Below are 23,574 nucleotides of genomic sequence, written 5' to 3' on the forward strand. Positions count from 1 at the left end.
CGGTGCGTACGGGCTCTTGGCTGGCGGACCTTTTCGCCAGGTTAGAGCCCGTAGCATGAGCCCTAAATTGTCTATTGTGAATTGAGGGGAATTTCTTTAATGAGATGCGCTGCCTGGTACCCGCGCGGTTTTCGGTACAGTGCTTGGGCGGAGTTACTGTTTGGCATACAAGTAATAAATGTAGTCGGTCATGACGGACGAATTCCCCGTTTGCCGCAGCATCGTGGAGATGTTGCCTTTGTGGTATGTCCCGTGCGTCACGATTTGCATGACGATTTCGGCCAAGCTCGTTTCGCGGCTGCCTGCATACGGATTGTTCAACATGACGCGTTTTTCCAGGTCTTCCTGCGCACGAAGGAAACGGGAGCACGCTTCGGACAGCCGTTTGAATTTCGTTTCCAGTTCCGGCAGCGAGCCGTTTTCAAGTTCCTCCCTGTTGGACCAGGAAGAATTCAGGGCATCCGCCATTTCCGTCCCTTGCAGCGTTTGGAACCAAACGTTGTCGACGATATAAATATGGGCCAGCGTTTTGGCGATGGACGGAAAACTGCTGGCGATCTCTTGCCGGTACAGCTCCTCCGGAATCTCCTTCAGGCGGTCCATGATCCGGGAAACCTCCCACACGTGGTAATCGTACATTTCAATGGCTGGATGCGTCATTATCGATCTCCTCCTTTATCTTGGGTTCATTTTAGCACCCGAAACATGACGGCATACTGTCATAGTTATTCAAGGAGCTGCCGTTTTTTTCGTGATGCGACCATGCGGCAAACAAGCATGCACACCTTTCACGCCGTTAACGATTTGGGTGATTCGAAGATCGATCGCGGAACTGCCGACCGCCATTGCTTCCACGCGATTCAAGCCGTATAATTCGCCCATCAAACCGAGCATGCCGTCCAAGGCTTGAACCGTCGCTTCGTTTAAATCCTCATGAAAACCAAACGTGAGCCAGCCGGACGGCGTGTTCGCCCGCGGATATGTCAGATGCATATCTGGCAAAAGATCTACGGTTACTTCAACCTCTTCCATCGGACATTCGATCGCTTGGCAGCTGACCTCGCCGTCCCCTTGCGCCGCATGCCCGTCGCCAATGACCAGATAAGCTCCGTCGACCGGAATCGGCAAAAAGATCGTACTGCCGCTGACGAGCTCTTTGCAATCGATGTTTCCGCCGCAAAAGCGGGGCGGCCAAGTCGAATGGATCCCCGTCTCTTCCGGCGGCATGCCGACGATGCCCATGAAGGGACGAAGCGGGACCGAATACGTCGCCCCGCCGATTTGGCAGCTTCCTTCCATTTTTTCCGGATCCAATGCCCAGTCCAGCGTTAGTTCCCGTTCATCCGTCAGATGCAGTTTTTGGTTTTGCCAGTTCGGATATTGCCCCGCCGACGTAAAACCGTACCTTCCGGGGACGATCCGCTTAAAGCGGATGGCGAGGGTCATTCCCCGTTTGGCGTGTTCCAGGAAAAAGGGACCGATCAAGGCATGCCCTCGATCAAGCTTATCCCGTCTGGCATAAGGCTTTTTCCGTTCGGCATAAGACTCCCCGACTCCCCAAGCCGCATCCGGGACGGCAAATCGGATCGTATCTCCGGAAGAAACGGTCAGGAGCGGAGGAACCTCTTTCGTGAAACTCCCGATCAGCGCTTTTGAGTTCAAATCCATCTGATGCACAACCATAGGATCGCCTCCAAGGAAGATGATTTTCGGCAAACGCTAAAGCCATTCCACGTCTAAACGGCCGGCAAAACGGATCTTTTCAACCGGGACATGATCTGCCCCGCCGTCCAAAATGGTCCTTACATCTTGAAGCGTATCCCGAAGGGGAATCCACTCCGCTTTTTTCTTGGTAAACGGCTCGGCGATAAAAAACGGCTGGGATAAATAAGCTTCCAAGCGCTCGCCCCGCTTGAACAAAGTCCTTTCGGAACCGGGAAGCTTTTCTTCGCCGCGAAACAGGACCAACGGCCTTAATTCGCGGTAACGGCGCATGAGTTTCCGGGCCTCCTGCTGGATGGATAAATGAAGCGGCTCGAGCTGCGCTCCCTCAAGCATCACCGACGTGGATGCGACGGGATCTATGGCGGGAAAAAGCCCTCTTGTCGTCAGTTCCGCGTCAAAACGCAAAAACGTATCCAGCGGTCCAAACGGCAGCTCTTCGTCCGCCGCATTGCCGCTCACGTCGACGAGGATGGTCGTAACGGGACGTATGCCGGCCGATTTCAGTTTCTCTTCGAGATCGAATATCCCGCCCGACAATACCATGGCGCGATCCGCTCCCAATACGATTTCTTTGCTTTTGGCGCATTGGAGAATCCGCTCATACACTTCGGCGGACGTGTTGCCCACGGCTTCGGCCTCTTGAAGGAGCTCGTCGATCCCTTTTGCATTTGCTTCAGGCTTCCAAAAGACGGTAGCGTAATCCGATGTTTTGAACCTGTAAAAAAGCTCCGCCAACAAGGCCAGCTGCCCGACATTTTGGCGCGCCACCAGACCGATGCTGCCGCCTTGGACCAAAGGAGCCAGTAAATCGATCACTTTGATTCCTGTCTCCAGCATGCCCAAAGGTCTTCCCCGAAGGATGAGTTCATCCATGGTGCATCCTGCAAGCTCCGCAAGTGCCGCAAGCGTCCGGACCTCGGCCCTTCCGACCGGGATTTTGCCTGTGCAAAGGTTGGACACGGTTGCCGGTCTGAGTCCCGCAGATCGTGCCGCCACCGTTAGGTTCGGAATTTTGGCGCGCAGCAGGGACACGTTTAAATAAAGATCTTCCATATTCCACCACCGCCTTACTTTATAGAGTAATTTATTTTCTTTATAAAGTAAATACATTTCTTTACAGTTATCCTCTACATATGAATGCAAACAAAAAAACTGCTCGATGAGCAGTTTTCGGAAGGTTATCAATCCATTTTAGTCATCCACCCACCAACGGATTGCATGGTAAAAGTAACCATTTGCCAGCCTTGCTTCAGGTCGGTCTTTAGCCTCGAATTTAATCCTTTTGTTGATGGCCATAAAAGTATCATATTGATACAAAAAGATGCAGGGCAAGTCGGTAGAAAGAATGCTTGCTGCTTCTTTATATATTTCAGCTCGTTTCTTGGGATTCATTTCTGTGTTCCCCCGACGTAATATTTCATCAAGGTCAGGGTTCTTATACCATAGAAAATTTCCGCCGTTAGGAGGAACGGATTTGGAAGCGAGAAAAATTTCTTGATCGGGATCCAGCGATGTTTGAACTTGGCCCACAAGAACGGCTTCGAATTTCCCTGGATTAAGATGTTGTTCAACCCACTTGGAAAAATCCATCGCTTTTAAATTCACTTCGATTCCGACCGTTCTAAAATATCGTTGTATCATCGCTGCACCGATTTCCTGAAGCTCATGATATTGCAGCTCGAACGAGAAGCGGTGACCGTTTTTAACTAATATCCCGTCTTTACCGGTTTCCCAGCCGTCTTCACGTAGTAATGCAACGGCTTTTTTAGGATCATAAGGATGGGAAACTGCCGAATCGCCTGGATCATACCAAGTTCCGGGCAGGAACGGCGAATTGAGGATTCTTCCTCTGCCGAAGAGTACCTTCTCGATCATCGCTTGGCGGTTCAATGCGTAAACCATTGCCTGCCTCGTTTTTGGCGTGGACCACGGAATCCATCGTTCTTTGAAATGGTCTGGATTATGGTTTAAACCTAAAATTTCATATTGTGGTCCCGGTGCGGCGTAGAACTCAATGTCATCATTATAATACGAAAATAAAATGGGACGAATGGCTTCGGCCGGCACACCGATAATAAAGTCAATTTCACCCTTAGCAAGCGCTTTGACTTGTGCGCCTACATCCGTGTATATTTTGTAAATGACTTTGCTCAAATGCGGTCTAGGTCCCCAATAATCCGGATCGGCTTCGAATAACAAGTATCTGTTCCGTTGGTACCCTCTCCATCTCCATGGCCCGTTCGTAACCGTTTGACGCGGGTCCAGGCCGTATGGATGACGATGTAATTTTTCGGGATGCACATCCTTTAATACATGACAAGGAAGCAGCTCCGTAGCCAGCGCATATTGAAACGGCGAATAGGGTTCACGCAAAATAATCCTAACGGTATGCAAATCCAGCTTTTCCATGTCAACTATTTTTTCGAAATCCATGTTGGCCGGAGAACCTGACAAGGGATTCCTGAGCGTTTCAAAAGTAAATATGACATCATCGGCAGTTACAGGCCTGCCATCGCTCCATCGTGCGTACTCTTTTAACTTCACGGTATATGTTTTTCCGAGATCGGATATTTTTAAAGGCTCTGCAGCAAGGGACCAGGGTTGGACAACCAAATTACCGTTTCGGCTGAAATCATACAATTTGGCAAAAATCCACTGCACGGCATCGCCGGAAGCAACGTCCTGCACATAGATCGGATTCACGCTTACGATGTCTGACAAACCTCCGAAAACGAAAGTTCCGCCATACGCATGGGCCACGACATCATCGCAGTCAGGTTCGGCATGCCTGTCCATTTTCAATTCCTTCATCGCTAAGGACGGATTACGATAGCTTGAAAAGAGGTCCTTGGTGAGTTTGGAAAATAGAGCGGGCAACCTTTTTTTCTTGTTTGTCATATCACCGGGATTCCCCCCCTTCAATAAATAGGCTGCGAGAGAAGCTGTTTGAAATATTATCGGTCTTTTGACGAAAATCCGTGAGAATAAAGTATCCTTCACCGATCAACAGCGCTTGCATCCAACATCCAAGTTTCGAAGAGACGCTACCTGTTTTTGAATACGAATCGCAGGAATCCCACAATCGACATAATGACGATCGCTATAAAAAGCAATACGACAAAGATACTTGACCAATTTATCGACATAACCAAAGGAACCTCCATTCTCACATCGTTCATTAACTTATATAACACGCTATTTCCTTTAAAGTTATAATTATAGATCGCAAGGATTTACACTTTCTGACCCAATTGAAAAAACCAATTAATTCGGAGGCTTGGGCCTGAAAAAAATGTATTTTTGAGCTGTTAGCCGATCCCACCCAATCAAAAAAACCGAATCGAAGAACCACTCTTCGATTCGGCTCTATCACGCCATTTGGAATGATGTGAATACTCCCTCCCCGCGTTCTGGCCCCGGCATTCAATAGCGTTTCATCCAACATGCCATCCAGGTTTGCAAGAAAACAAGCTTTTAATAACCTTCATTCCCCCACGCAATTCTTCTATCAGCACAATATGATAGATTATCCGACATAGAGGTGGTGGAATGATTGAACAAGTTTCATAGAGTGTGCAAAATCGCAAGGTCTGGCAAGCCCCGGTTAAACAGCTTGGGATGGGTTTCCGCCAATTGGAGCGGTTACGCCGTGTCGGGACGAACCAATGCCTTTCATCGCATATCCGCAAAATGGACGGTCCCCGTCGTGCGTCCCAGCTCCCAATCTACTTATTCATCCGCTTGGATCGGGATCGATGGTTTTGGCAATACGGACCTGATTCAAGTCGGAACCGGACATGATTACGTGAATGGAAGAGCCCAGTATTACGCATGGTGGGAAATTCTTCCCGACGTCATGACGCCGATACCTAACCCCGTCCAGCCCGGTGACCGGATGCATGCCGTCATCTCGAAAGTCAGAGGTTCGACTTGGCTTATTTATTTGCGCAATTCATCCCAAAATTGGACGTTCCGAACGACGAAACGTTATACCGGACCGCAATCCTCGGCGGAATGGATCGTCGAGGCGCCGCAGGTTGGGTCAAGCATATCCCGGATGGCCCGGATTTCGACGGTCAGATTTTCATGCTGCCGCTTGAACGGCCGCAGCCCGAAGCTGACGTCGGACGAACTCGGCGTGATGCTTCAAGGAGAGAATGTTACATCGATTCCGACGGCCCCGAACCGCGAGGGGGACGCCTTCCAAGTCAGAAACGCCGTAGGACGCTCATCGGGAAGCTCCACTTTGCAGAAAAGCTCATAGTTGGAATTCTATGTTGTACGGTCTGAGGACCATGCCATAAACCGGCCTACGCATGACGCTTGGCCGGTTTTTTCGTTTTTTTGCCCCTACTCCTTCCAGCCGCTATCCCCTTCCCTTTCTCGTTTGAGAGGGGGTGACCCCCATATACTTTTTATAAAGCTTCGTAAAATAATTCGGGTTCTCGCAGCCGACCTTCGCCGCGATTTCGGTCACCGAATCCTGGGTGGAATCAAGCAATCTCTTGGCCTCCTTGACCCTGCAAATGTTGACGTATTCGATAAACGTGCGGCCGGTCAGCCGCTTGAACAGCTTGCAAAAATAATAGGGGTTCAGATTAACTTGCCCGGCGGCTTGCTCGACGGTAAGTTTTTGGGAAAAACTCGCCTCGACGGTGCGGATCAGTTCCTTGAACCGTTCGCGGTTGGGAAAATAGTCCGTCTCCGGTTTCCATTCGTCCGTCTTCGGCATATACGCCCTGGCTAGCAGCGTAAACAGCAGATGCAACCGAGATTTGACGACCAAAGGATACGCCGGCGGTTTGGCTGCAAGCTCCCCGATAATGTCATGCAGCAGAGGCATGCAGCCGGCAGCCGATTCGTCCCGATCCGACAGTTTGACGGGAAATTGATTCCTCCCCTCCAAATACGGCGCGACAAATTGGGCATGCAGCGGATCGTGAAGCCAATCGTTAAACAAGGAGGCGTTGACGACGACGCAATCGTAATGGACGTCCCCTTCCGCAAGCGAGTAGCCGACGTGCAGGCTTCCGCCGGGAATCAGCAGAACGTCCCCTGCCTGAACGACATAAGGACGGCTGTCGATATGGAAGACCGCGCTTCCTTTTTGCATCGCCAAAAATTCGAAGTGTTCATGCCAATGCAAATATAAAATGGATTCTCCCGGCTGTACGGACGGGCAGCGGTTTTGGAACAGCTGGAACGGATAAGCCGGATTCTCAAGCAGGGTATCCTCCCAAAGTTCCTTCGGATAGGTCATGATTCGATCACCACCACAAAATCGGACTATTATTGCGCAAGAACGTATAGAGCCAACGGCAAAACCGCCAGTTATAATGAAGAATGTTACGATTACTATAGGCCAATTTAGGAGTGATCACAAGATGACAATCAAGCATCGGGTCGTCGTGGCCGGCTGCGGGAGCATGGCGAATACCTGGGTCGATTATGCCCTAAGCAGGGAAGATACGGAAATTGTCGGTTTGGTGGATATCCGTCCGGAATCGGCAGAGGCCATGGCCGAACGCAAAGGCTTGCGATGTCCCGCGTTTACGGATGTAAAAGAGGCCATTACGTCAACCGGAGCCAATCTGGTTTTCGACGTCACCATCCCGTCAAGCCACCATTCGGTCGGGATCGCGGCTCTTGAGCTGGGCTGCCACGTGTTTGCGGAAAAACCCTTGGCAGAGTCGATGCAGGATTGCTTGGACATCGTTCATACGGCGAAACGCACGGGGCGGACGCATGCCGTCATGCAAAACCGCCGCTACGATCCGCGCATCCGCGCATTCCGGAATCTCATTGCGGAGGGGACGATCGGCCGGCCGGGATTTATCGGGGCCGACTTTTTCCTCGGCCCGCATTTCGGCGGATTCCGGGAAGCGATGGCCAGTCCGCTGCTGGTGGATATGGCCATTCATACCTTCGACCAGGCCAGATTCATTTCGGGAGCGGACCCGCTGACCGTATATTGCCATGAATTTAATCCCCCCGGCTCGTGGTACGCGGGGAACGCCATGGCCATCTGCATTTTCGAAATGTCGGACGGGTCCGTATTCGATTACCGCGGCTCCTGGTGCGCCGAGGGAGCTCCAACTTCCTGGGAAGCGGCATGGCGCGTCACCGGGGAACGGGGAACGGCGATGTGGGACGGGCAAGGCGAACCCTTCGCCGAAGTGGTGGCTGACAAGGATCAGACGGGCAAATTCGTGCGGGATTACGAGCGGATTTCCGGCAAAACCGTGGAGATGAAACACACGTTCCATCACGGCTGCCTGGACGAAATGTTCGCCGCATTGGACGAAAACCGCAAACCCGAAACGGACTGCAGCGATAATCTCTACAGCATGGCGATGGTGCTCGCGGCGCTGGAAAGCGCAAAAACCGGAAACAAGGTGCGCATCGCGGAATGGATGAATGCGGTCCATCGTTAGAAAAAGCAAAAAAGGATCCTTGGCCTTCAGCCAAGGTCCTTTTGTCTGTTTTGCCGGCATCACACCGACAGCTGTCTGAACTGCTGCGGCGAAGCGTCATGCACTTTGCGGAACATTTTTGAAAAATGCGAAAAGTTGTGGTAACCCAACGCTTTGGCCACGTCGGAAATCGGCATGGAGGAGTTTGCGATCAAATCTTTGGCCAGCGCCATCCGCTCATGCAAAATGTAGTCCGTAATCGATTCGCCGACTTCGCGTTTGAACAGCCGGGATAAATACGCAGGATTCAAATGCACGTAGCTCGCCAGCTGCTCCCGGGTGATCGGCTCGTTCAAACGCTCTTTAATGTAATACTGGACCCTTTGAATGACGGAGTTGTTCTGATGCAGTTCATGATAAATGATGCCTGCCATATGGAGGGCCGACGCCTCCAGCTGCTCGAGGTTTCTTGGCTGGGCGTTCAGCAGGATTCCTTCCTGCTGCTGGAACAGCTCGTAGGCGGACAACCCGTTTTTATGAAGGATATAATGCACCATCTGCATAAATTCATGGCGGAATCCTTCAAGCTTCGCCAAGGAAAGCCCTTCCATCCCCTTCAACTCCGCGATGCGGCTTCGGATTTCCTTTTGAAGCTCCTCCAGCTTCCCCTGCTCCAAAAGAATCGTCCAGGTCGAGATCCGCGGGATCATCGTTTGGATCGGATCGGGGCCTTGCGATGCAAGGGAATACACTTGATTGGACTTGTTCAAATTGTTGTATTCAAGCTCCAGCAGCTGCTTGTAAGTGTCCGCGACCTCGTACAAACCGGAGCTTCTTCCAATGTAGCAGGAAAGATTGCATCCGAAATATTTATGGCAGTTCTGCACGTATTTTTCGCAGCGGGAACGAAGATCCGCCAATCCATCCTCCCCGGTCTCGCCTACGATGACGACCACGTTCACGCCCTGCTTCGTTTGAATGACCTCGCCGCCTCCGGCAGGCAGCAGCATTTCGGCCGCCCCTTTGCGTACCGCGTATTCCATGATTTCCTCGTCTTTGGTGCTGAACTCGCGCAGCCAGGATTCCACGCTGACGAGAACCGGAAGAAACACGGCATCCTTCAAATCCGACAGCTCATGTTCTTCCAGAATGCCGGCCGCGTTGTCGGGGGTGCACACGATTCTGCCCGAAAACAGGTCATTCCAAAACTTGTCCACGATCAGCGACTTTTTCTTCCGCCACATGTCATAATAGGGCTTGTACTGTTTTCGCAATTGATGCAATTCCCGCTCTTCTTCGATCGAAGCCAGCGCCTTGGATATCGTCTCCTGCAGCACGTCGAATTCGACCGGCTTCAGCAGGTAATCGAACCCGTCCAGCTGGATCGCCCGCTTCATGAAATCGAACGCCGAATGGGCCGTCAGAAAAATCGTCTCCGTTTCGGGCGAGATTTCGTTCACGCGTTCCAGCAGCTCGATCCCCGTTCCTTTCGGCATCTCGATGTCGCAGATCATGATATCGATCGGGGTCCGTTCGAAAACGCGCAAGGCATCCCTCATGTTGTACGCTTCATAGACTTCCGACACCCGCAGTTCCTGCCAATTCACCCCGCTCTTGATTCCCATTACCGCATAGATTTCATCATCGACGATCAATGCCTTATACATCCTTTGCTCCCCCATTTCATTCATCAATATGAAGTAAACTGTTCTACGGTCCGGAATGGAAGTATGATTCTGATTCGGGCCCCGCCGTCCGGGGCGTTATCGAATTCCAAGGATGCTTTTTGCCCGAAAATATGCTTCAGCCGGTACTGCACGTTCGATATGCCCAAATGCTGCCCGTCCCGATTGGCCTTCAAGCCTCCCGATTGAAGCTGGGACAGCACGTCCGCAGAGAAGCCGTTTCCGTTGTCTTGGATGACGATCTCCAATTGGTCCGAACCGATGAAACGGACTTCGATGCCGATATGGAACGGATGATCCATGAAATCAAACCCGTATTTGATCGCATTTTCGATGAACGGCTGGATGAGCAGCGGAGGGATGGCCGCCTTCTCCGCCTGTTCGGCGATGTGAAACGCATAAGTGATGCGCTCCGGGAAACGGACCTGCTGAATTTTGATGTAGCTTTCCATATGCTCCATTTCTTCGGCGATCGTCACGGCAACCTGATGGGTTTTGGTCGTAAAACGGAAATATTTGACCAGATTCATGCACATAAGCTGTATGACGCCGTAATTTTTGATTTCGGCCAAATTGTATACGATGTTGATCGAGTTCAATAAAAAATGAGGGTTGATTTGCAGCTGCAAATGTTTAAGCTCGGCTTTATGGGCTTTGATCTGTTCTTCATATACGCTGATTTTGAGGTCATGGATTTCGGCTGCCATGCCGTTGAACGTTTCGTTGATGATGGCAAACTCCTTCGCCTTCGATGAATGCAGGCGCGTTTCCCAGTCCCCGTGTTTGATCCGCCGCATCCCGCGCACCAGATTGTTCAACGGCTTTAATAAAATATCGTTGAGGTAGACCAAATAAATGATCAGCGTAATCAGTGCCGCAATGGAGATGAGGACGATGACCCTGCGAAAATGATATAAGTTTTTCAGCATCTGGGATTCCGGCACAAACGCGCTCAAGATGACGTCCGTTCCCTGGATGGGATTCATGACGACGACATATTTCCGGTCATCCTTCCGGACGACCTGATAGACCTCGTTTGCCTCGGAAGCGAGCGAAATATCCAGCCTATGCCGCCCGAGGGCCGCCGCGTTGGTGATCAATTCTCCTTGGCGATTGACGAAGCCGGCGAATCCGTCCTCCAAATGGATCAGGTCCAGCGGGATCATCAAATTTTCGAGCTGTACGAAAGCGCCGAGATAAAACCCGTCCCCCGCATCGACCAAACGGATCAGCGCAAATCGGTCCGGACCGTATTCGACCGCCTTCCATTCCCTGAAATATTCGCTTTCGGGACGGACGCTTTTGACCAGCTTTTCGATGGTCGTTTTGATCGATTCCAATTCTTCATAAGACGAGGTTTTGATCGGCGTATGAAACAGATCCTGTTTGTTCACCGAATAGATGAATTGCAGATCGACGCTTTTATCGAACCGGTGATACCTCGTAAGCGTATTCAAAATCCTTGCTTTGGCCAGGTAATACTCGTCCGTATGTTCACGCAGCTGCGAAAACGCAACGATATTCGGGTCTTCCAGGGCGATGTTGTACAAAAAATTCGTTTCTTTGTTCAGTGCCGCTTCGATTTGATGGGAATAAAGAATCATCGAGTTTTTGTTCGAATCGGCCACCTGTTCCCGGATCGTGTTGGAAGCATAATAGTTGTTGTACAGAAGCAGCGCCACGAGCGGAACCGCCACCGTAACGAAACCGATTATCAGCTTGAAGCGTAGCGAATGTTTAATGTTCAGCAGTTTCATCCACTTCCCCGGCTCTTTCAAAAAATAGTAGGATCGATCCCCACCTTTTGAGTATAGTGACATACGGAAAAAAAGGGAATCCCTGACGAAGGACTCCAATCCATAGTCCCGCCTTCGGAAATTCCCGATGTTGCGTCATCCGTTTCTGTTACTTGCTTTGGGTTTTGGCCCATTCGGCAAGCTGTTTTTCCACTTCCGCCTTCACTTTTGCGAAGCCTGCCGCATCGCGTTTTTTCTTCCACTTGGCGATGATCTCTTCCGGATCGGCTGCGCCCGATCTCAAAGTCGATCCGAATTCTTGCTCCACGTTGCTGATCGAGGCCAGCTCCGACTTCACGGGTTCCTGGTTGAACGCAAACCCGAGGGCGATGGAATGCTCCGATCTTTCGTTGAATTTCTTGAACTCTTCCCATTTGTTCGGATCCTCGTTGGCCCAAAGGTACGAATTGAACTGGTTGCCGAACATCCAACCGCCCGGATTCGGATATCCTTGGTTGTCCGCGTTGACGCCTTCCGGATAATCGATCATGTTTTCGGACTTTTTGACGTAATGTTTGCCTTCGATCCCCCAATCCAGCATGTTGAGCAGCTTCGGATCGGTGTAAAGCAAATTCAGGAACATCATCGCCCGCGCAGGGTCCTTGGAAGTCCGCGAGATGCCGAGCATCGCGCCTTGCGCGTCGCCGGTCGTCGTGAACGGCTCCGCCGTTTCCACCTGCACCAGTTCGACGCCCGCGCTTACGCTCATTTCCTTGTCTTTGCCCGGTTTCAACGATTGGGCCACCGCAAACGCCTTGCCTGCTTTAATCATGTTGACGCCTTGGTCCGCGTCGGAAGTCAAAATGTCCTTGTCGAACCAGCCGTTCTGATTCCACTGATGCATCCGTTTGTAGAAGTCGATGAACTTCGGATCTTCGAGCGTATCCACCACTTTCAGTTCCTTGCTTCCCCGCGGAATGGCAAGATTGGCGACGACCCCGTCATAGTTGGCCGCCTCCCAAATATTCGTGAATTTGCTGGATACGATCGGCGTCACGCCGGGTTCGTTCTCTTTGATCGTTTTGAATATCGCTTCCAGGTCTTCCAGGGATTTTACGCCGCTGGTATCGAACTTGTATTTGTCCACCAGCTTTTTGTCGAACAGAAAACCGAACCCTTGTCCGAACTCCTTTTTGGTCGGAAGCGCAAACAGCTTGCCGTCGATTCTCGAACCTTTGATAAAATCTTCGCCGAGAACGCCGGGAATATCTTTGCCGTATTGGGACATGAGCTCGTCGAGCTCCAAGTATTGCCCTTTGGCGGCATCCTTCGCGTAAGAGAACCAGCTGGCCGTAAACATCAGGTCGAACGGTTCGTTCGAAATTTTCATCAGGTTGGTTTTGTCGTCCCAGGACGCCCATTCGATCGGCTTGAGCTCGATCGTGGCATTGATTTTTTCGGTCAAATATTTGCTCATTTCATCCTGCACCAGCTGCAAATCTTTAGGCGCCGTGGCCGGATAGACGAGCGTAATTTTGTAAGGCTTCAGCCCCGCGTCCGAACCGCTTCCCCCTGCCGATGCGGAATCCGCCGGCTTGCCGGAATCCCCTTTGCCGCAGCCTGCCAAAGCCAGCATACTGCTCAGCATGATCATCAGAACCAAATGATAGGCTTTTTTCATGTTCACTGACGTTCCCCTCTCGATAATGGCTTTTGGAATTCATGGAGATGCATCGAAGACGTTTGTCCCACCCCCTCCTGCGTAATAAGGTATATCAACCTTTGACTGCGCCGCTCGTAATCCCGCTGATGTAGTACTTTTGGAAAAACGGGTAAGCGAACAATAAAGGGGCGATCCCGACGACGGCAAGCGCCATGCGGACGGTTTCCTGCGGCATTTTGGCAAGCAGTTCCCCGACCTGGGCCGTGCTGTTGGATTTCATCAAAAGATACTGGATATTCGTCAGCGTTTTGGTCATCAAATACTGGATATTGTACAGCTCCGGCTTGTCGATAAACAGCATGCAGTTGTACCAATCGTTCCAGTAGGACAGCGTATTAAACAGCCCGATCGTCGCCATGATGGGCAGCGAGAGCGGAACGACGATTTTGAAGAAGATTTTGAGCTCGCCCGCGCCGTCGATCGTTGCCGATTCGATGACCGACTCCGGAATGCTCGAAGCGAAAAAGCTTCGCATCAGCAGCACGTTAAACGCGCTCAACAGCAGGTTCGGGATGATCATCGCGAAAATCGTGTTTTTCATGTCGAACATGTTGACATAGGTAATGTACCAGGGCACCATGCCCCCGCCGAACAACATCGTAAAAAAGATATAGAAGGAAAGTGTGCGCCGAAACGGCAGATCCGGCCTCGACAGCGGATACGCAAACATCGCGGTGATCATCAGGCTGACGACCGTCCCGATGAGCGTGCTCACAATCGTGACCCCGTAAGCTTTGGCGATTTCCGAAAAATCGTTGAACAAAAACTGATAGGCCGCAAAGCTGATTGTGCTCGGAAACAAGGAATAGCCGTTTTTCAAAATGGAGTCCTCGCTCGAAATGGACACCATGAACACCAATAAAAAAGGAACCAAGGATGCGATGGTGAATCCCCAAAAAAACAGGTGGATCAAGGCAGGTCCGATGCGTTTCATTATGTTCATTTCCTCACTGTGTCTCCTCTCCCGGTCTTAGAATAAGGCATCCCGTTTGTTGATGCGTCTGACCGCCGCGTTCGCAACCAGGATGAGCACGAAGCAGACGACGGATTGGTAGAATCCCGCGGCCGTGGACATGCCGATATCGCCGGATTGAACCATAGCGCGGTACACGAAGGTATCGATCGTATTCGTTGTCGGAATAAGCGCTCCCGTGTTCATCGGCACCTGGTAGAACAAGCCGAAGTCCGACCGCAAAATGCCGCTGACCGCCAGCAGCGTCATCGTGGTGATGACGGGCAAAATGAGCGGGATGGTGATCCGGGTCATCTGCTTCCACTTGCTTGCGCCGTCGATCGTGGCCGCTTCGTAATATTCCTTGTCGATGCCGATGATGGAAGCGAAGTAGATGATCGACAAATAGCCGACGTTTTTCCATGCATTGACGATGACCAGGATGTACGGCCAGTATTTCGGTTCCCCGTACCAGGAGACGGCTTCCGCCCCGAACCATTTGATCAGCAGCCGGTTGACGAGACCGCTGTCCACGTTCAGGAAGCTGTATACCAGGTAGGCCACGACGACCATCGAAATGATATGGGGCAGCAAAAACGTGCTTTGGTAAAATCGGCTGATCACCTTATCCTTGATCTCGTTGATCAGCAGCGCGACAAAAACCGACAAAACCAAATTCAGCACGATAAAAACGAAGTTGTACAGAAAGGTATTCCGCGTGATGACGTACGCGTTTTCCGAATTGAACAGGAATTTGAAGTTATCGAGTCCCGCCCACTCGCTTCCCCAGATGCCGTCGACGTAATTGTAGTTTTTGAACGCAAGGATCACGCCGTACATCGGGATATAGTTGTTGATGAACAAATATACGACCCCGGGCAGCGTCATCAACAGCAGCCACTTATACTTTTTTAAGCTTCTTCGCAGATATGACGTATTCCTCATGTTCCAGCCCCTTCGCAGCATGTCATGTAAACCTTTTCATCCACATTTTATCTTGCGGTTCGTCCGGTTTACCACCATCTTCGTGACTTTCTGATGCCACGATCATGACTTCTTCCGAACATGCCCGGCGAGTTGGCCAGAAGTTATTGACAGCCTTCGCCGTACTCTATATGCTAGGGGTCATAATAACGCTTTCATTATATTTCATCCGAGGGAGGTATTTCGATTCATGGGCAGCAACGGAATTCAGCGGGTATTTATTTTGGGGATGGACGGGGCCGGAAACTTCATTCAAAACACCGAAACCCCGATCATTGACGCATTTTTGAAAAAAGGGGCGTACACCTACATGGCGCAGGCGCAATCGCCGACGATCAGCGCGGAATGCTGGGGTTCGATCCTTCACGGAGTAACGCCGGAAAAACATCAATTAAATAATGAAGTGGCCGCGACGGCTACGTTCCCTGCCGATTCCCCGTACCCTTCCATCTTCCGTTTGGCGCGGGAAGCGTGGCCCGAAGCGAAGCTGGCCGCCTTCTCCAGCTGGAGACCGATCAACAGCGGAATTATTGAGGAAAATCTAGGGATACATAAGGAATCGCTGCCGGATGCGGAACTTGTCGGCGCCATCGAATCCTACCTGGAACAAAACCGCGACGTGAAGCTGTTGTTCATGCAGCTCGACGAGCCGGATGCGGCAGGGCATAAATTCGGCTACGGCCCGGACTCCAAGCTGTACTTGCAGGCGATCTCCAAAAACGACGAATTGTTCGGACGCGTGCTTGGCGCCATCGAGAGATTGGGTCTGCTGGAGGACAGCCTCATCATACTCCTTACCGACCATGGCGGCGGCGGAGACAACAAGTACAGCCATGGCAGCGACCATCCGATGGATAAAAACGTGTTCTGGGGCTGCGTGGCACCCGGGGTTGAACCCGGCACGGAAGTATCGGGCTTGTATATCGTGGATACGGCTGCCGTGGCTGCGCATGCGCTGGGTCTCAAACGTCCGGAGAGCTGGGATGCCAAACTCCCTTCTTTCCTTCAATGAATAAGGACGGGAATCCGGCATGAGAAAATCACTTCATTTTAATTCGGACGGCAAATTTAAGATCGTTCAGTTTACAGATACGGAATTTTCGCGGGCAAGCGAAGAAGAAACGCGGATGAAGGCAATGATGGAAAGAATCGTGGAAGCGGAGAAGCCTGATCTGGTGGTTTATACCGGGGATGTGATCGCAAGCGGCGGAAGTCCGGATCCGGTACAGGCGTTCAAAGACGCCGTGTCCGTGCCTGAAGAGATGCAGGTGCCGTGGGCCGCCGTGTTCGGGAACCATGATTCCGAGGCGCCGAACATCACGCGCGAACAGCTGCACAACCTTCAGCTCGCCCATCGTTACTGCTACGCGCAGCCCGATCCGCCGAATGTCCAGGGAACCGGAAATTACGTGCTCGAAATTTTGGGGAGAGACCATCAGGCCGCGGCTGCGCTGTATTTTCTCGATTCGGGGAGTTACTCGCCGCTGGAACACCTGCGGTTAGGTTTTTACGATTGGATCCGCAGAAGCCAGATCGCCTGGTATACGGAAACCTCTTACCGGTTGACCGTCAGGAACGGAGGCTCCCCCCTCCCTTCCCTCGGCTTTTTCCATATTCCTCTTCCCGAATACAACGACGTTTGGGATTTTTCGGTATGTTATGGGCAAAAGCTCGACAAATATTGCTGCGCGCCATGGATCAACTCCGGCTTTTTTGCCGCCATGGTGGAAATGGGAGATATCATGGGGACGTTCGTCGGACATGACCACGGAAATGACTTCTGGGGAACGCTGCATGGTATCCGTCTCTGTTACGGACGCACAACCCGCAACGCTTATTTGGGTCAGCCTTTCCTGACGGGAGCGCGGGTCATTGAACTGACGGAAGGGCAGCGGAGCTTCGATACCTGGCTTCATCTTGAAGACGGTTCGCTTATACATGATCAGCCGGAACATCGGCCGGAGGGACGGGCGCTTCAGATCTGACCCTCACCAGGTTGGACCTCGTCTAAAACGTCTAAATCGAGTTCCATTACCAGACCTGGGACGGCGCCCTCGTTATCGATTTCCCCGTTCAACCGGAATCCAATGGCTTCATAAAGACTTTTGGCATGCTCGTTATCGGGATGAATGCTCAGATAGATGGTCTTGCAATCGTATTGCTGTTCGATATAACGAATCATGTGCAGGAGAAATCGTTTGGCGTAACCTTTTCCTTGGAAATTGCGGTCGATCATGAAGCGGTCGAGCCACGCGCTCCGCTGCTTACTGTCCGGCCATCCGTACATGGCAAATCCGATCATCGTATCGTTATCGTACAGGCCGACGGAGACGGCGTTCATCTCGTATAAGCACTCAGCCATCGAAAACGCGTTGCTCTCAATAAAACGCTGCTGTTCGGCTGAAACGGATAACGCTGCGGCATCGCTCCAGTTCTCTTTGGTAATTTCTCGGATGTGTAAACTCATGGGTATCCCTCTTTTCTTTATGTCTTGTCTATATACGAAATAGCCATGGAAAGGTGTCATCTGAACACTCCATGGCTACTTTTTGATCCATTCGTAACATTTATAAGGGCTCGGCTTTCCGGCTATGCTTTTTGCGCTTCGGCCGCATCCTTTTCCTCATACTCTTTCATCATTTCTTTTTGCTGCTCCGGCGACAACTTCGCGATCCCGAATCCGGTGAATCCCCAGATCGTTGCGAAAATGATTCCCGTCCAGCACAGCATCGCCCATGGCAAATACGAAAGCGTTGCTACGCCCAGCGTGCCCGCCATGTAAGCCCCGGCCGCCGTCCAAGGCAGGATCGGTTCGATGATCGTGGCCGAGTCTTCGATCGTCCGTCCCAGGTTTTTCGGATGCAAGCCGCGGCGGATGTAAGCTTCCCGCAGCATTTCGCCCGGCATCAGGATGGAAACCTGACCGTTGCTCGTTACCCCGATCATCGTCAACCCGGTGACGATCGTTGCTACGATGAGGGAACCCGTGGAACGAACGAATTTCAAAATTTTATCGACGATAAGCTCAAGCGATTTGGTAAGCGAAATCGTGCCCGCGAACGTGATTGCGCTGAAACAGATGAGCAGCGTTCCCATCATGGAGTTCATGCCGCCGCGGTTAAGCAGCTTCGGAATGTCGGGAATGACTTTCGCCGCATCGAAACCTTGAGCATGAACCATAGAAATGTCGAATCCGTTGAGCACGGAGCTGACGACGTCATGCAAATTGAAACCTTGGAAAATGAGCGCGTTTGCCATCGCAAATGCGGAAGACAACAGCATGACCGGAAGCGTCGGTTTTTTGCGGATCGAGCCGTACAAAACGATCAATACCGGAATCACGAGCCAGAAGTTCCAATGATAAATCGTGCTGAGCGTATCCATGATCGTGCCGACTTTCTCGGGAATTGCGACCCCTTCGCCGTTCGTGTTCAGGCCCGTAATGACATAGACGATCCCGGCGACGACAAACGATGGCAGCGTCGTATACAAAAGGTGGCCGATATGCTCGTACAGGTTCACTCCCGTGGACAAAGACGCGATATTCGTCGTATCCGACAGCGGAGACAGCTTGTCCCCGAAGTACGCACCGGCCACGACGGCGCCGGCTACGGCAGCCAGGTTGGCATCGAGTCCTGCGCCGACGCCCATAAACGCTACCCCGATCGTGCCCGCCGATCCCCAGGACGTCCCGGTACAGATGGAAACGACGGAGGTCACAAGAAATGCGGTAATCAGCAAAAATTGCGGGTTAATGATTTTCAGTCCGTAATAAATCATCATCGGGATCGTGCCGCCGACCATCCACGCGCCGATCATCAGACCGACGCAGATCAGGATGAGGATCGCCGGCATCGTTTTGGCGATTTTTTGCGAAATGGATTCCAAAATATCGTTGTAGCTGTATCCAAGCTTGATCGCGATGATGCCCGCGACGACCGTTGACGCGATGATCAGCGGCTCGGGCGGCAGCTCGAACATGACGTATCCCAAGCAAAGCAGCAAAACCATGGTGATGATCGGAAGCAAGGCCAGGAATAATGTCGGTTTCTTGATGGTTTTTACTTGTTTCGGCTCAGCCATTTTGTATTCCCCCTGGGTGTGATAAAAATCTGGTTAGTTTTTGCTTAAAGGATAATGTGCCGCCATGCGCTCCAGCGCTTCGCGAAGAAGCGGCCTTGGAGCCGCAACGTTGATGCGCACAAAACCTTCCCCGGCCTGCCCGAAGGATGTTCCGAAGCTGACGCTAACCCTGCTTTGTTCCTCTATCCACTTCACTAAATCGCTTTCATTCCGGATGCATGCCGTACAGTCGACCCACAACAAATACGTGCCTTCCGGTTTCATCACTTTCAACTCCGGCATATGCTCGGCCATAAACGACTCCGTAAACGAAATATTGTCGGTAATATATGCGCGAAGCTCCTGCAGCCAGTCATCGCATGCCGTGTACGCCGTCTCCAAAGCCGGTACCGCAAAAAACGTCGGATTGTGCATTCCGGCTTGCTGCAATCCATCCTTAAACCGTTCCCGCAGCCCGTCATTCGGAATGACGATGTTGGCGATTTCAAGGCTGGCGAGGTTGAAGGTTTTCCCCGGCGAAGTGCAGATGATCGAACGGTCCGCGATCTCCTCCGATAATTTGGCGATGATCGTATGCTCATGGCCTTCGTGGATAAAATCCGCATGAATATCGTCCGACACGATCAGCGCGTCGTATGTGATGCAAAGTTCTGCAAGGCGTTCAAGCTCTTTCCGCGTCCATACCCGGCCCGTCGGATTATGCGGCGACACCAGAAGCACCATTTTTACTCCTTGCTGCATTTGCCGTTCCATATCCTCAAAGTCGATTTCATACCGGCCGTCGACCAGACGAAGCGGGCTTTCCGCAAGCTTTCTGCCGTTGATCGCAACCGCTTTCGCAATCGGCTGATAAGCCGGCGTATGGATCAAAATCCGGTCGTCTTCGTTCGTAAACCTCTGGATCAGGATCGACACCGCCTGGACGATGCGGGGACTGAACACGATCCATTCCTGCGGAACCTGCCAGCCGTAAGCTTTGTCCAGCCAATGCTGCACAGCCTCAAAGTAAGGCGGAAACGGATCCGTATATCCATAAATGCCGTGCCGCGCCGATTCGACCATTTGCTCGACCACCTTCGGCGGCGCCTGCAAATCCATATCCGCTACGGAAAGCGCAATCATATCTTCGCCGTGCGCCTGGGCCATTCCGTCCCATTTGGCGCTGTTCGTTCCGAATCTGCTGATGATTCGATCAAAATCGTATGTCATGCTGTCACCTTCTATTTCAATTTTTGCAAATACCGGTAAACCGTCGGCTCCGAGATCGATAAAGACGCCGCGACTTGCGAAACGCCGCCTTTTAGAAGAAATACGCCTTGGTCGTTCAATTCCTTGACGATTTCGATTTTCTCCTTGGAAGACAGGCGGTCGATCGGAATCGTAATTTTGCCGAGCACGTTCGATATCATATGCTGCAGCAAATCGTCTGCATTGCCCTGCAAATATTCCTTCGATTGCTGCTTGTCCTCCTGGGGAGAATCGATGGCAGCCGGAGGAACCAGCGAACCGCCCTGCAGCACATGCTGCACCCATTCCGCGGCCACCTCCATATGGGTGACGTCGATGTTCAAGCACATCAGGCCAACCAAGGTGCCGCTGTCGTTTTTAATGAAATATGTCGATGACCTGAAGCTTTGCCCCAGCTTGCCGGAAGCTTTGTAATTCGCGATGAATTGCTGCTCGTGGTAGGCTTCGGTTTTAAGCAGCTTCAACACCAGGTCGGTAGAGGCGTCTCCGACTTTCCGCCCGGTAATGTGGCCGTTTTCGATAAAAATAATGGACCGTTCCAAGTCGCTGATATCATGGATGACGACTTCGCATTTCGGGCCGACGATGGCGGCGATAAATGAAGCGATGGGAAAAAACTTCTCAAGGTACTGCCGATTTTCGCTCATGGATCGATTCCGTTCCTTTCTTCCAGCGTTGAAAGATGTGTTTGCATTTAAATTATCGTTATAATAAATTATTATCTTGATAAGATTATATTATATTCATAAAACGGTTTCAATCCCTAAAATGCGAAAAGAAAAAACTCCGCGCGGTTGGCGGAGTTTTTCTGATTGATTAGGCTGATGAGCGGGAAAATAGCCCCCTTTAAATGGCAGCATTTTCGGTCGCATCGCGGTTTTTCGGATCCGTGGCGAACGTTCTGATCCACCGGAAACGGTTCACCTTCACCAAGGCAACGAAGCATTTGAGAATTTGGTCGCATTTAAGGCAAATGAACGTGATCAGCGGCGACAGCTCGAAGACGAAGGCGCAAAGCGCTGAAGCGGGCAGCACGATCAGCCACATGAATATAAAATCGTTGTACAGCACAAATTTTGTATCTCCCCCGCTCCGGACGATGCCGGTGAGTGCAGGCATTTGGTACGCGGTGCCGACGACCGTAATCGACAATACCGTCATGAAGTGGACCGCAAGCACCTTGGCGTCGCTGGAAATCGCGTACAAATCCATCACGTAATCTTTCGTAACGAAAAGCACGAGCCCCGTCGCAAGTCCGATGAATAGGTATAATAGCTGGAGCGTTTTGCTGTACGTTTTGATTTTGGAGACATGCCCTTCTCCGATCGTCTTGCCGATCACGACCGCCGTTGCGCTGGCCGAAGCGTACGTAATGACCGTCACGAGCTGGAATACGGTGGTGGCCACGCTGTTGGCCGCAATCGCCGCTTCCCCCATGTGCCCTAAAATGGCGGACTGGGCCCCCATCGCGCAAGCCCACAGCAAATTCGCCATCAAGATCGGTGAACCGATGCGCAAATACTGGCCGAACAACGGCTTGTCGATCTGGAAAAAATCCTTCAATCGAAGCATCAGCCTGCGATCGAAACGTTTGATGAAAATGACGACGATGACGGTTTCAATGATTCTGGCTGCCAGCGTGGCCGTCGCCGAGCCGCTAACCCCCATGCGCGGAAACCCGAAATGCCCGTAGATCAGCACGTAATTCAAACATACGTTGATGATCAGCGTGGATAAAGACACGATGAATCCGATCCGCACGATTTCGACGCTGCGAAGCGATGCGAGCAGCACATTGGTCACGGCAAAAAACACATAAGAAAAACAAATGATTCTTAAGTAAGCCGCCCCTTCTTCAATGACGCGCGTTTCATTCGTAAAAAGCGACATGCAGCCGTGCGGAAACGCAAACACGAGGATCCACATGACAACGCTGACAAAAAGCGCGATCCGCATGCCGATGCTGGCCGCTTTTTTGACGGCTTCCAGGTTTTTCGCGCCCCAGCTTCTGGCGGACAAAATGACCAGCCCCTCTGACGCGCCCATCACCAGCATTTGCAGAACGAACTGGATCTGATTCGCCAGCGCGACCCCGGACAACGCCGATTCGCTGTAGCCGCCCAGCAGCAAATTATCGGACAGGTTCACGCCGAGCGTAATGATGTTCTGCAGCGCGATCAGCAGCGTTAGCCTAAAAAAGTTTCTGTAGAACGAAGATTCCCGAACCCATAACGCCATAACATTCCTTCTTTTCCTCTGGATTTGACTTGCTTGACTGTCTAAAAGCATACCATAATCAGGCCGCAACGGCGGCTTGAAAATCCAAGCGAAAATCACAAAAAAATTCGGCAAAATTTACAGTCCTCACGGGCCGGGAAAACGCAGCAATCGATTTTCCACAAAGGTATCGGAGTCCGCCTAATCGTTGTTCTACTCGGCAGAAAATGGAAAACCTGCTCATCGGGTGATATAATGAAATACAAGCTCGAACGGATTTCGGACGGTATTTGCATAAGCATTAAGTTGACGCTGAACAACCCGCGTCCGGCAACTTGGTCGTTCGATCCGGAAAATGGGGCACAGAATGGGAAGCCGAGGTTGTCATTGACCGTAAGATCGGGAATAAAATCGATAGGAGGCGCTCGGCATGAAAGTAAAACGGATCGTCACGAATATTGAGGCAACGGATGTTGCGGAAGCCAAACGTTTTTATCAAGATATTCTCGGAATGGAACTATTGATGGATCATGGCTGGATCGCGACATACGGAACTGAGGAAACCATGAGGCCCCAAGTCAGCTTTGCTTCCGAAGGCGGGTCCGGCACCCCTGTCCCGGATCTTTCGATTGAAGTCGATGACGTCGATGAAGCCTGCCGGCGCATGCAGGAGGGCGGGTTCCGGATCGAATACGGACCGGCGGATGAACCATGGGGGGTCCGAAGATTTTATGTCCGCGATCCCTTCGGCCGGCTGTTGAATATTTTGGAGCACTGATGACCCTGCATCCGCAAACGAAAAAAGCAC

General features: G+C 51.6%; 20 protein-coding genes. 5 read left to right on the plus strand and 15 right to left on the minus strand.

Features of this window, described 5'->3' with window-relative positions:
* Positions 1–153: 153 nt before the first annotated feature.
* The 4 genes from MKY58_RS13945 to MKY58_RS13960 all read right to left on the minus strand — a co-directional run bounded on the left by MKY58_RS13945 (position 154) and on the right by MKY58_RS13960 (position 4,623).
* Positions 154–660, minus strand: coding sequence for a DinB family protein (locus MKY58_RS13945; RefSeq protein ID WP_339320809.1), 507 nt, complete (start codon positions 658–660; stop codon positions 154–156).
* Positions 661–729: 69 nt separating this feature from the next.
* The gene (locus MKY58_RS13950) at positions 730–1,683 is read right to left on the minus strand and encodes an acetamidase/formamidase family protein (protein WP_339320810.1); all 954 of its coding nucleotides are present in this window, start codon (positions 1,681–1,683) and stop codon (positions 730–732) included.
* 36 nt (positions 1,684–1,719) lie between these two features.
* A complete protein-coding gene (locus tag MKY58_RS13955; protein WP_339320811.1) occupies positions 1,720–2,778 on the minus strand; it encodes a hypothetical protein in 1,059 nt (352 codons plus the stop codon).
* 138 nt (positions 2,779–2,916) lie between these two features.
* On the minus strand, positions 2,917–4,623 hold the full coding sequence (locus tag MKY58_RS13960; protein WP_339320812.1) for an ABC transporter substrate-binding protein: 1,707 nt from the start codon (positions 4,621–4,623) through the stop codon (positions 2,917–2,919).
* Positions 4,624–5,278: 655 nt separating this feature from the next.
* Here MKY58_RS13960 and MKY58_RS13965 point away from each other — a divergent pair.
* Positions 5,279–5,989: a G1 family glutamic endopeptidase gene (locus tag MKY58_RS13965; RefSeq protein WP_052147269.1), complete on the plus strand. Its 711-nt coding sequence runs from the start codon at positions 5,279–5,281 to the stop codon at positions 5,987–5,989.
* 102 nt (positions 5,990–6,091) lie between these two features.
* On the opposite strand, the gene MKY58_RS13970 is transcribed toward MKY58_RS13965, so the two are convergent.
* Positions 6,092–6,985, minus strand: coding sequence for an AraC family transcriptional regulator (locus tag MKY58_RS13970; protein WP_339320813.1), 894 nt, complete (start codon positions 6,983–6,985; stop codon positions 6,092–6,094).
* Between the two features lie 124 nt (positions 6,986–7,109).
* On the opposite strand from MKY58_RS13970, the gene MKY58_RS13975 reads away from it, so the two are divergent.
* Entirely contained in the window at positions 7,110–8,159 is a 1,050-nt protein-coding gene (locus MKY58_RS13975; protein WP_339320814.1) for a Gfo/Idh/MocA family oxidoreductase, read from the plus strand.
* A gap of 59 nt (positions 8,160–8,218) precedes the next feature.
* Here the strand turns inward: MKY58_RS13975 and MKY58_RS13980 are convergent, their stop codons facing one another.
* The 5 genes from MKY58_RS13980 to MKY58_RS14000 form a co-directional block, all read right to left on the minus strand.
* The gene (locus MKY58_RS13980; protein WP_339320815.1) at positions 8,219–9,805 is read right to left on the minus strand and encodes a helix-turn-helix domain-containing protein; all 1,587 of its coding nucleotides are present in this window, start codon (positions 9,803–9,805) and stop codon (positions 8,219–8,221) included.
* 23 nt (positions 9,806–9,828) lie between these two features.
* Positions 9,829–11,580 carry a histidine kinase gene (locus MKY58_RS13985; RefSeq protein WP_339320816.1) on the minus strand — a complete coding sequence of 584 codons (1,752 nt, stop codon included), beginning with the start codon at positions 11,578–11,580 and terminating at the stop codon, positions 9,829–9,831.
* Between the two features lie 148 nt (positions 11,581–11,728).
* Positions 11,729–13,240 (minus strand): ABC transporter substrate-binding protein, encoded by a 1,512-nt coding sequence (locus MKY58_RS13990; protein WP_339325151.1) that lies wholly within the window; start codon positions 13,238–13,240, stop codon positions 11,729–11,731.
* A 94-nt stretch (positions 13,241–13,334) separates the two neighbouring features.
* Positions 13,335–14,225 carry a carbohydrate ABC transporter permease gene (locus MKY58_RS13995; RefSeq protein WP_339320817.1) on the minus strand — a complete coding sequence of 297 codons (891 nt, stop codon included), beginning with the start codon at positions 14,223–14,225 and terminating at the stop codon, positions 13,335–13,337.
* A 27-nt stretch (positions 14,226–14,252) separates the two neighbouring features.
* Positions 14,253–15,179: an ABC transporter permease subunit gene (locus MKY58_RS14000; protein WP_212950999.1), complete on the minus strand. Its 927-nt coding sequence runs from the start codon at positions 15,177–15,179 to the stop codon at positions 14,253–14,255.
* A 229-nt stretch (positions 15,180–15,408) separates the two neighbouring features.
* On the opposite strand from MKY58_RS14000, the gene MKY58_RS14005 reads away from it, so the two are divergent.
* A complete protein-coding gene (locus MKY58_RS14005) occupies positions 15,409–16,230 on the plus strand; it encodes an alkaline phosphatase family protein (RefSeq protein ID WP_339320818.1) in 822 nt (273 codons plus the stop codon).
* Positions 16,231–16,249: 19 nt separating this feature from the next.
* Positions 16,250–17,203 (plus strand): metallophosphoesterase family protein, encoded by a 954-nt coding sequence (locus MKY58_RS14010; protein WP_339320819.1) that lies wholly within the window; start codon positions 16,250–16,252, stop codon positions 17,201–17,203.
* Here MKY58_RS14010 and MKY58_RS14015 read toward each other — a convergent pair.
* From MKY58_RS14015 to MKY58_RS14035, 5 genes are all read right to left on the minus strand, one after another.
* A complete protein-coding gene (locus MKY58_RS14015) occupies positions 17,194–17,685 on the minus strand; it encodes a GNAT family N-acetyltransferase (RefSeq protein ID WP_339320820.1) in 492 nt (163 codons plus the stop codon). The two genes, MKY58_RS14010 and MKY58_RS14015, sit on opposite strands and share 10 nt — an antisense overlap.
* 122 nt (positions 17,686–17,807) lie before the next feature.
* Positions 17,808–19,301 carry a Na+/H+ antiporter NhaC gene (gene nhaC, locus MKY58_RS14020; protein WP_339320821.1) on the minus strand — a complete coding sequence of 498 codons (1,494 nt, stop codon included), beginning with the start codon at positions 19,299–19,301 and terminating at the stop codon, positions 17,808–17,810.
* Between the two features lie 33 nt (positions 19,302–19,334).
* A complete protein-coding gene (locus tag MKY58_RS14025) occupies positions 19,335–20,510 on the minus strand; it encodes a MalY/PatB family protein (RefSeq protein WP_339320822.1) in 1,176 nt (391 codons plus the stop codon).
* Between the two features lie 11 nt (positions 20,511–20,521).
* On the minus strand, positions 20,522–21,196 hold the full coding sequence (locus MKY58_RS14030) for a PAS domain-containing protein (RefSeq protein WP_339320823.1): 675 nt from the start codon (positions 21,194–21,196) through the stop codon (positions 20,522–20,524).
* A 199-nt stretch (positions 21,197–21,395) separates the two neighbouring features.
* Positions 21,396–22,787: an MATE family efflux transporter gene (locus tag MKY58_RS14035; protein ID WP_339320824.1), complete on the minus strand. Its 1,392-nt coding sequence runs from the start codon at positions 22,785–22,787 to the stop codon at positions 21,396–21,398.
* A gap of 409 nt (positions 22,788–23,196) precedes the next feature.
* On the opposite strand from MKY58_RS14035, the gene MKY58_RS14040 reads away from it, so the two are divergent.
* Positions 23,197–23,544, plus strand: a complete 348-nt coding sequence (locus MKY58_RS14040; protein ID WP_339320825.1) for a VOC family protein — start codon at positions 23,197–23,199, stop codon at positions 23,542–23,544.
* The last annotated feature ends 30 nt before the right edge of the window (positions 23,545–23,574 follow it).

It is taken from the genome of Paenibacillus sp. FSL W8-0194, from assembly GCF_037969745.1.
In the GTDB taxonomy this organism is placed as follows: domain Bacteria; phylum Bacillota; class Bacilli; order Paenibacillales; family Paenibacillaceae; genus Paenibacillus_AQ; species Paenibacillus_AQ cookii.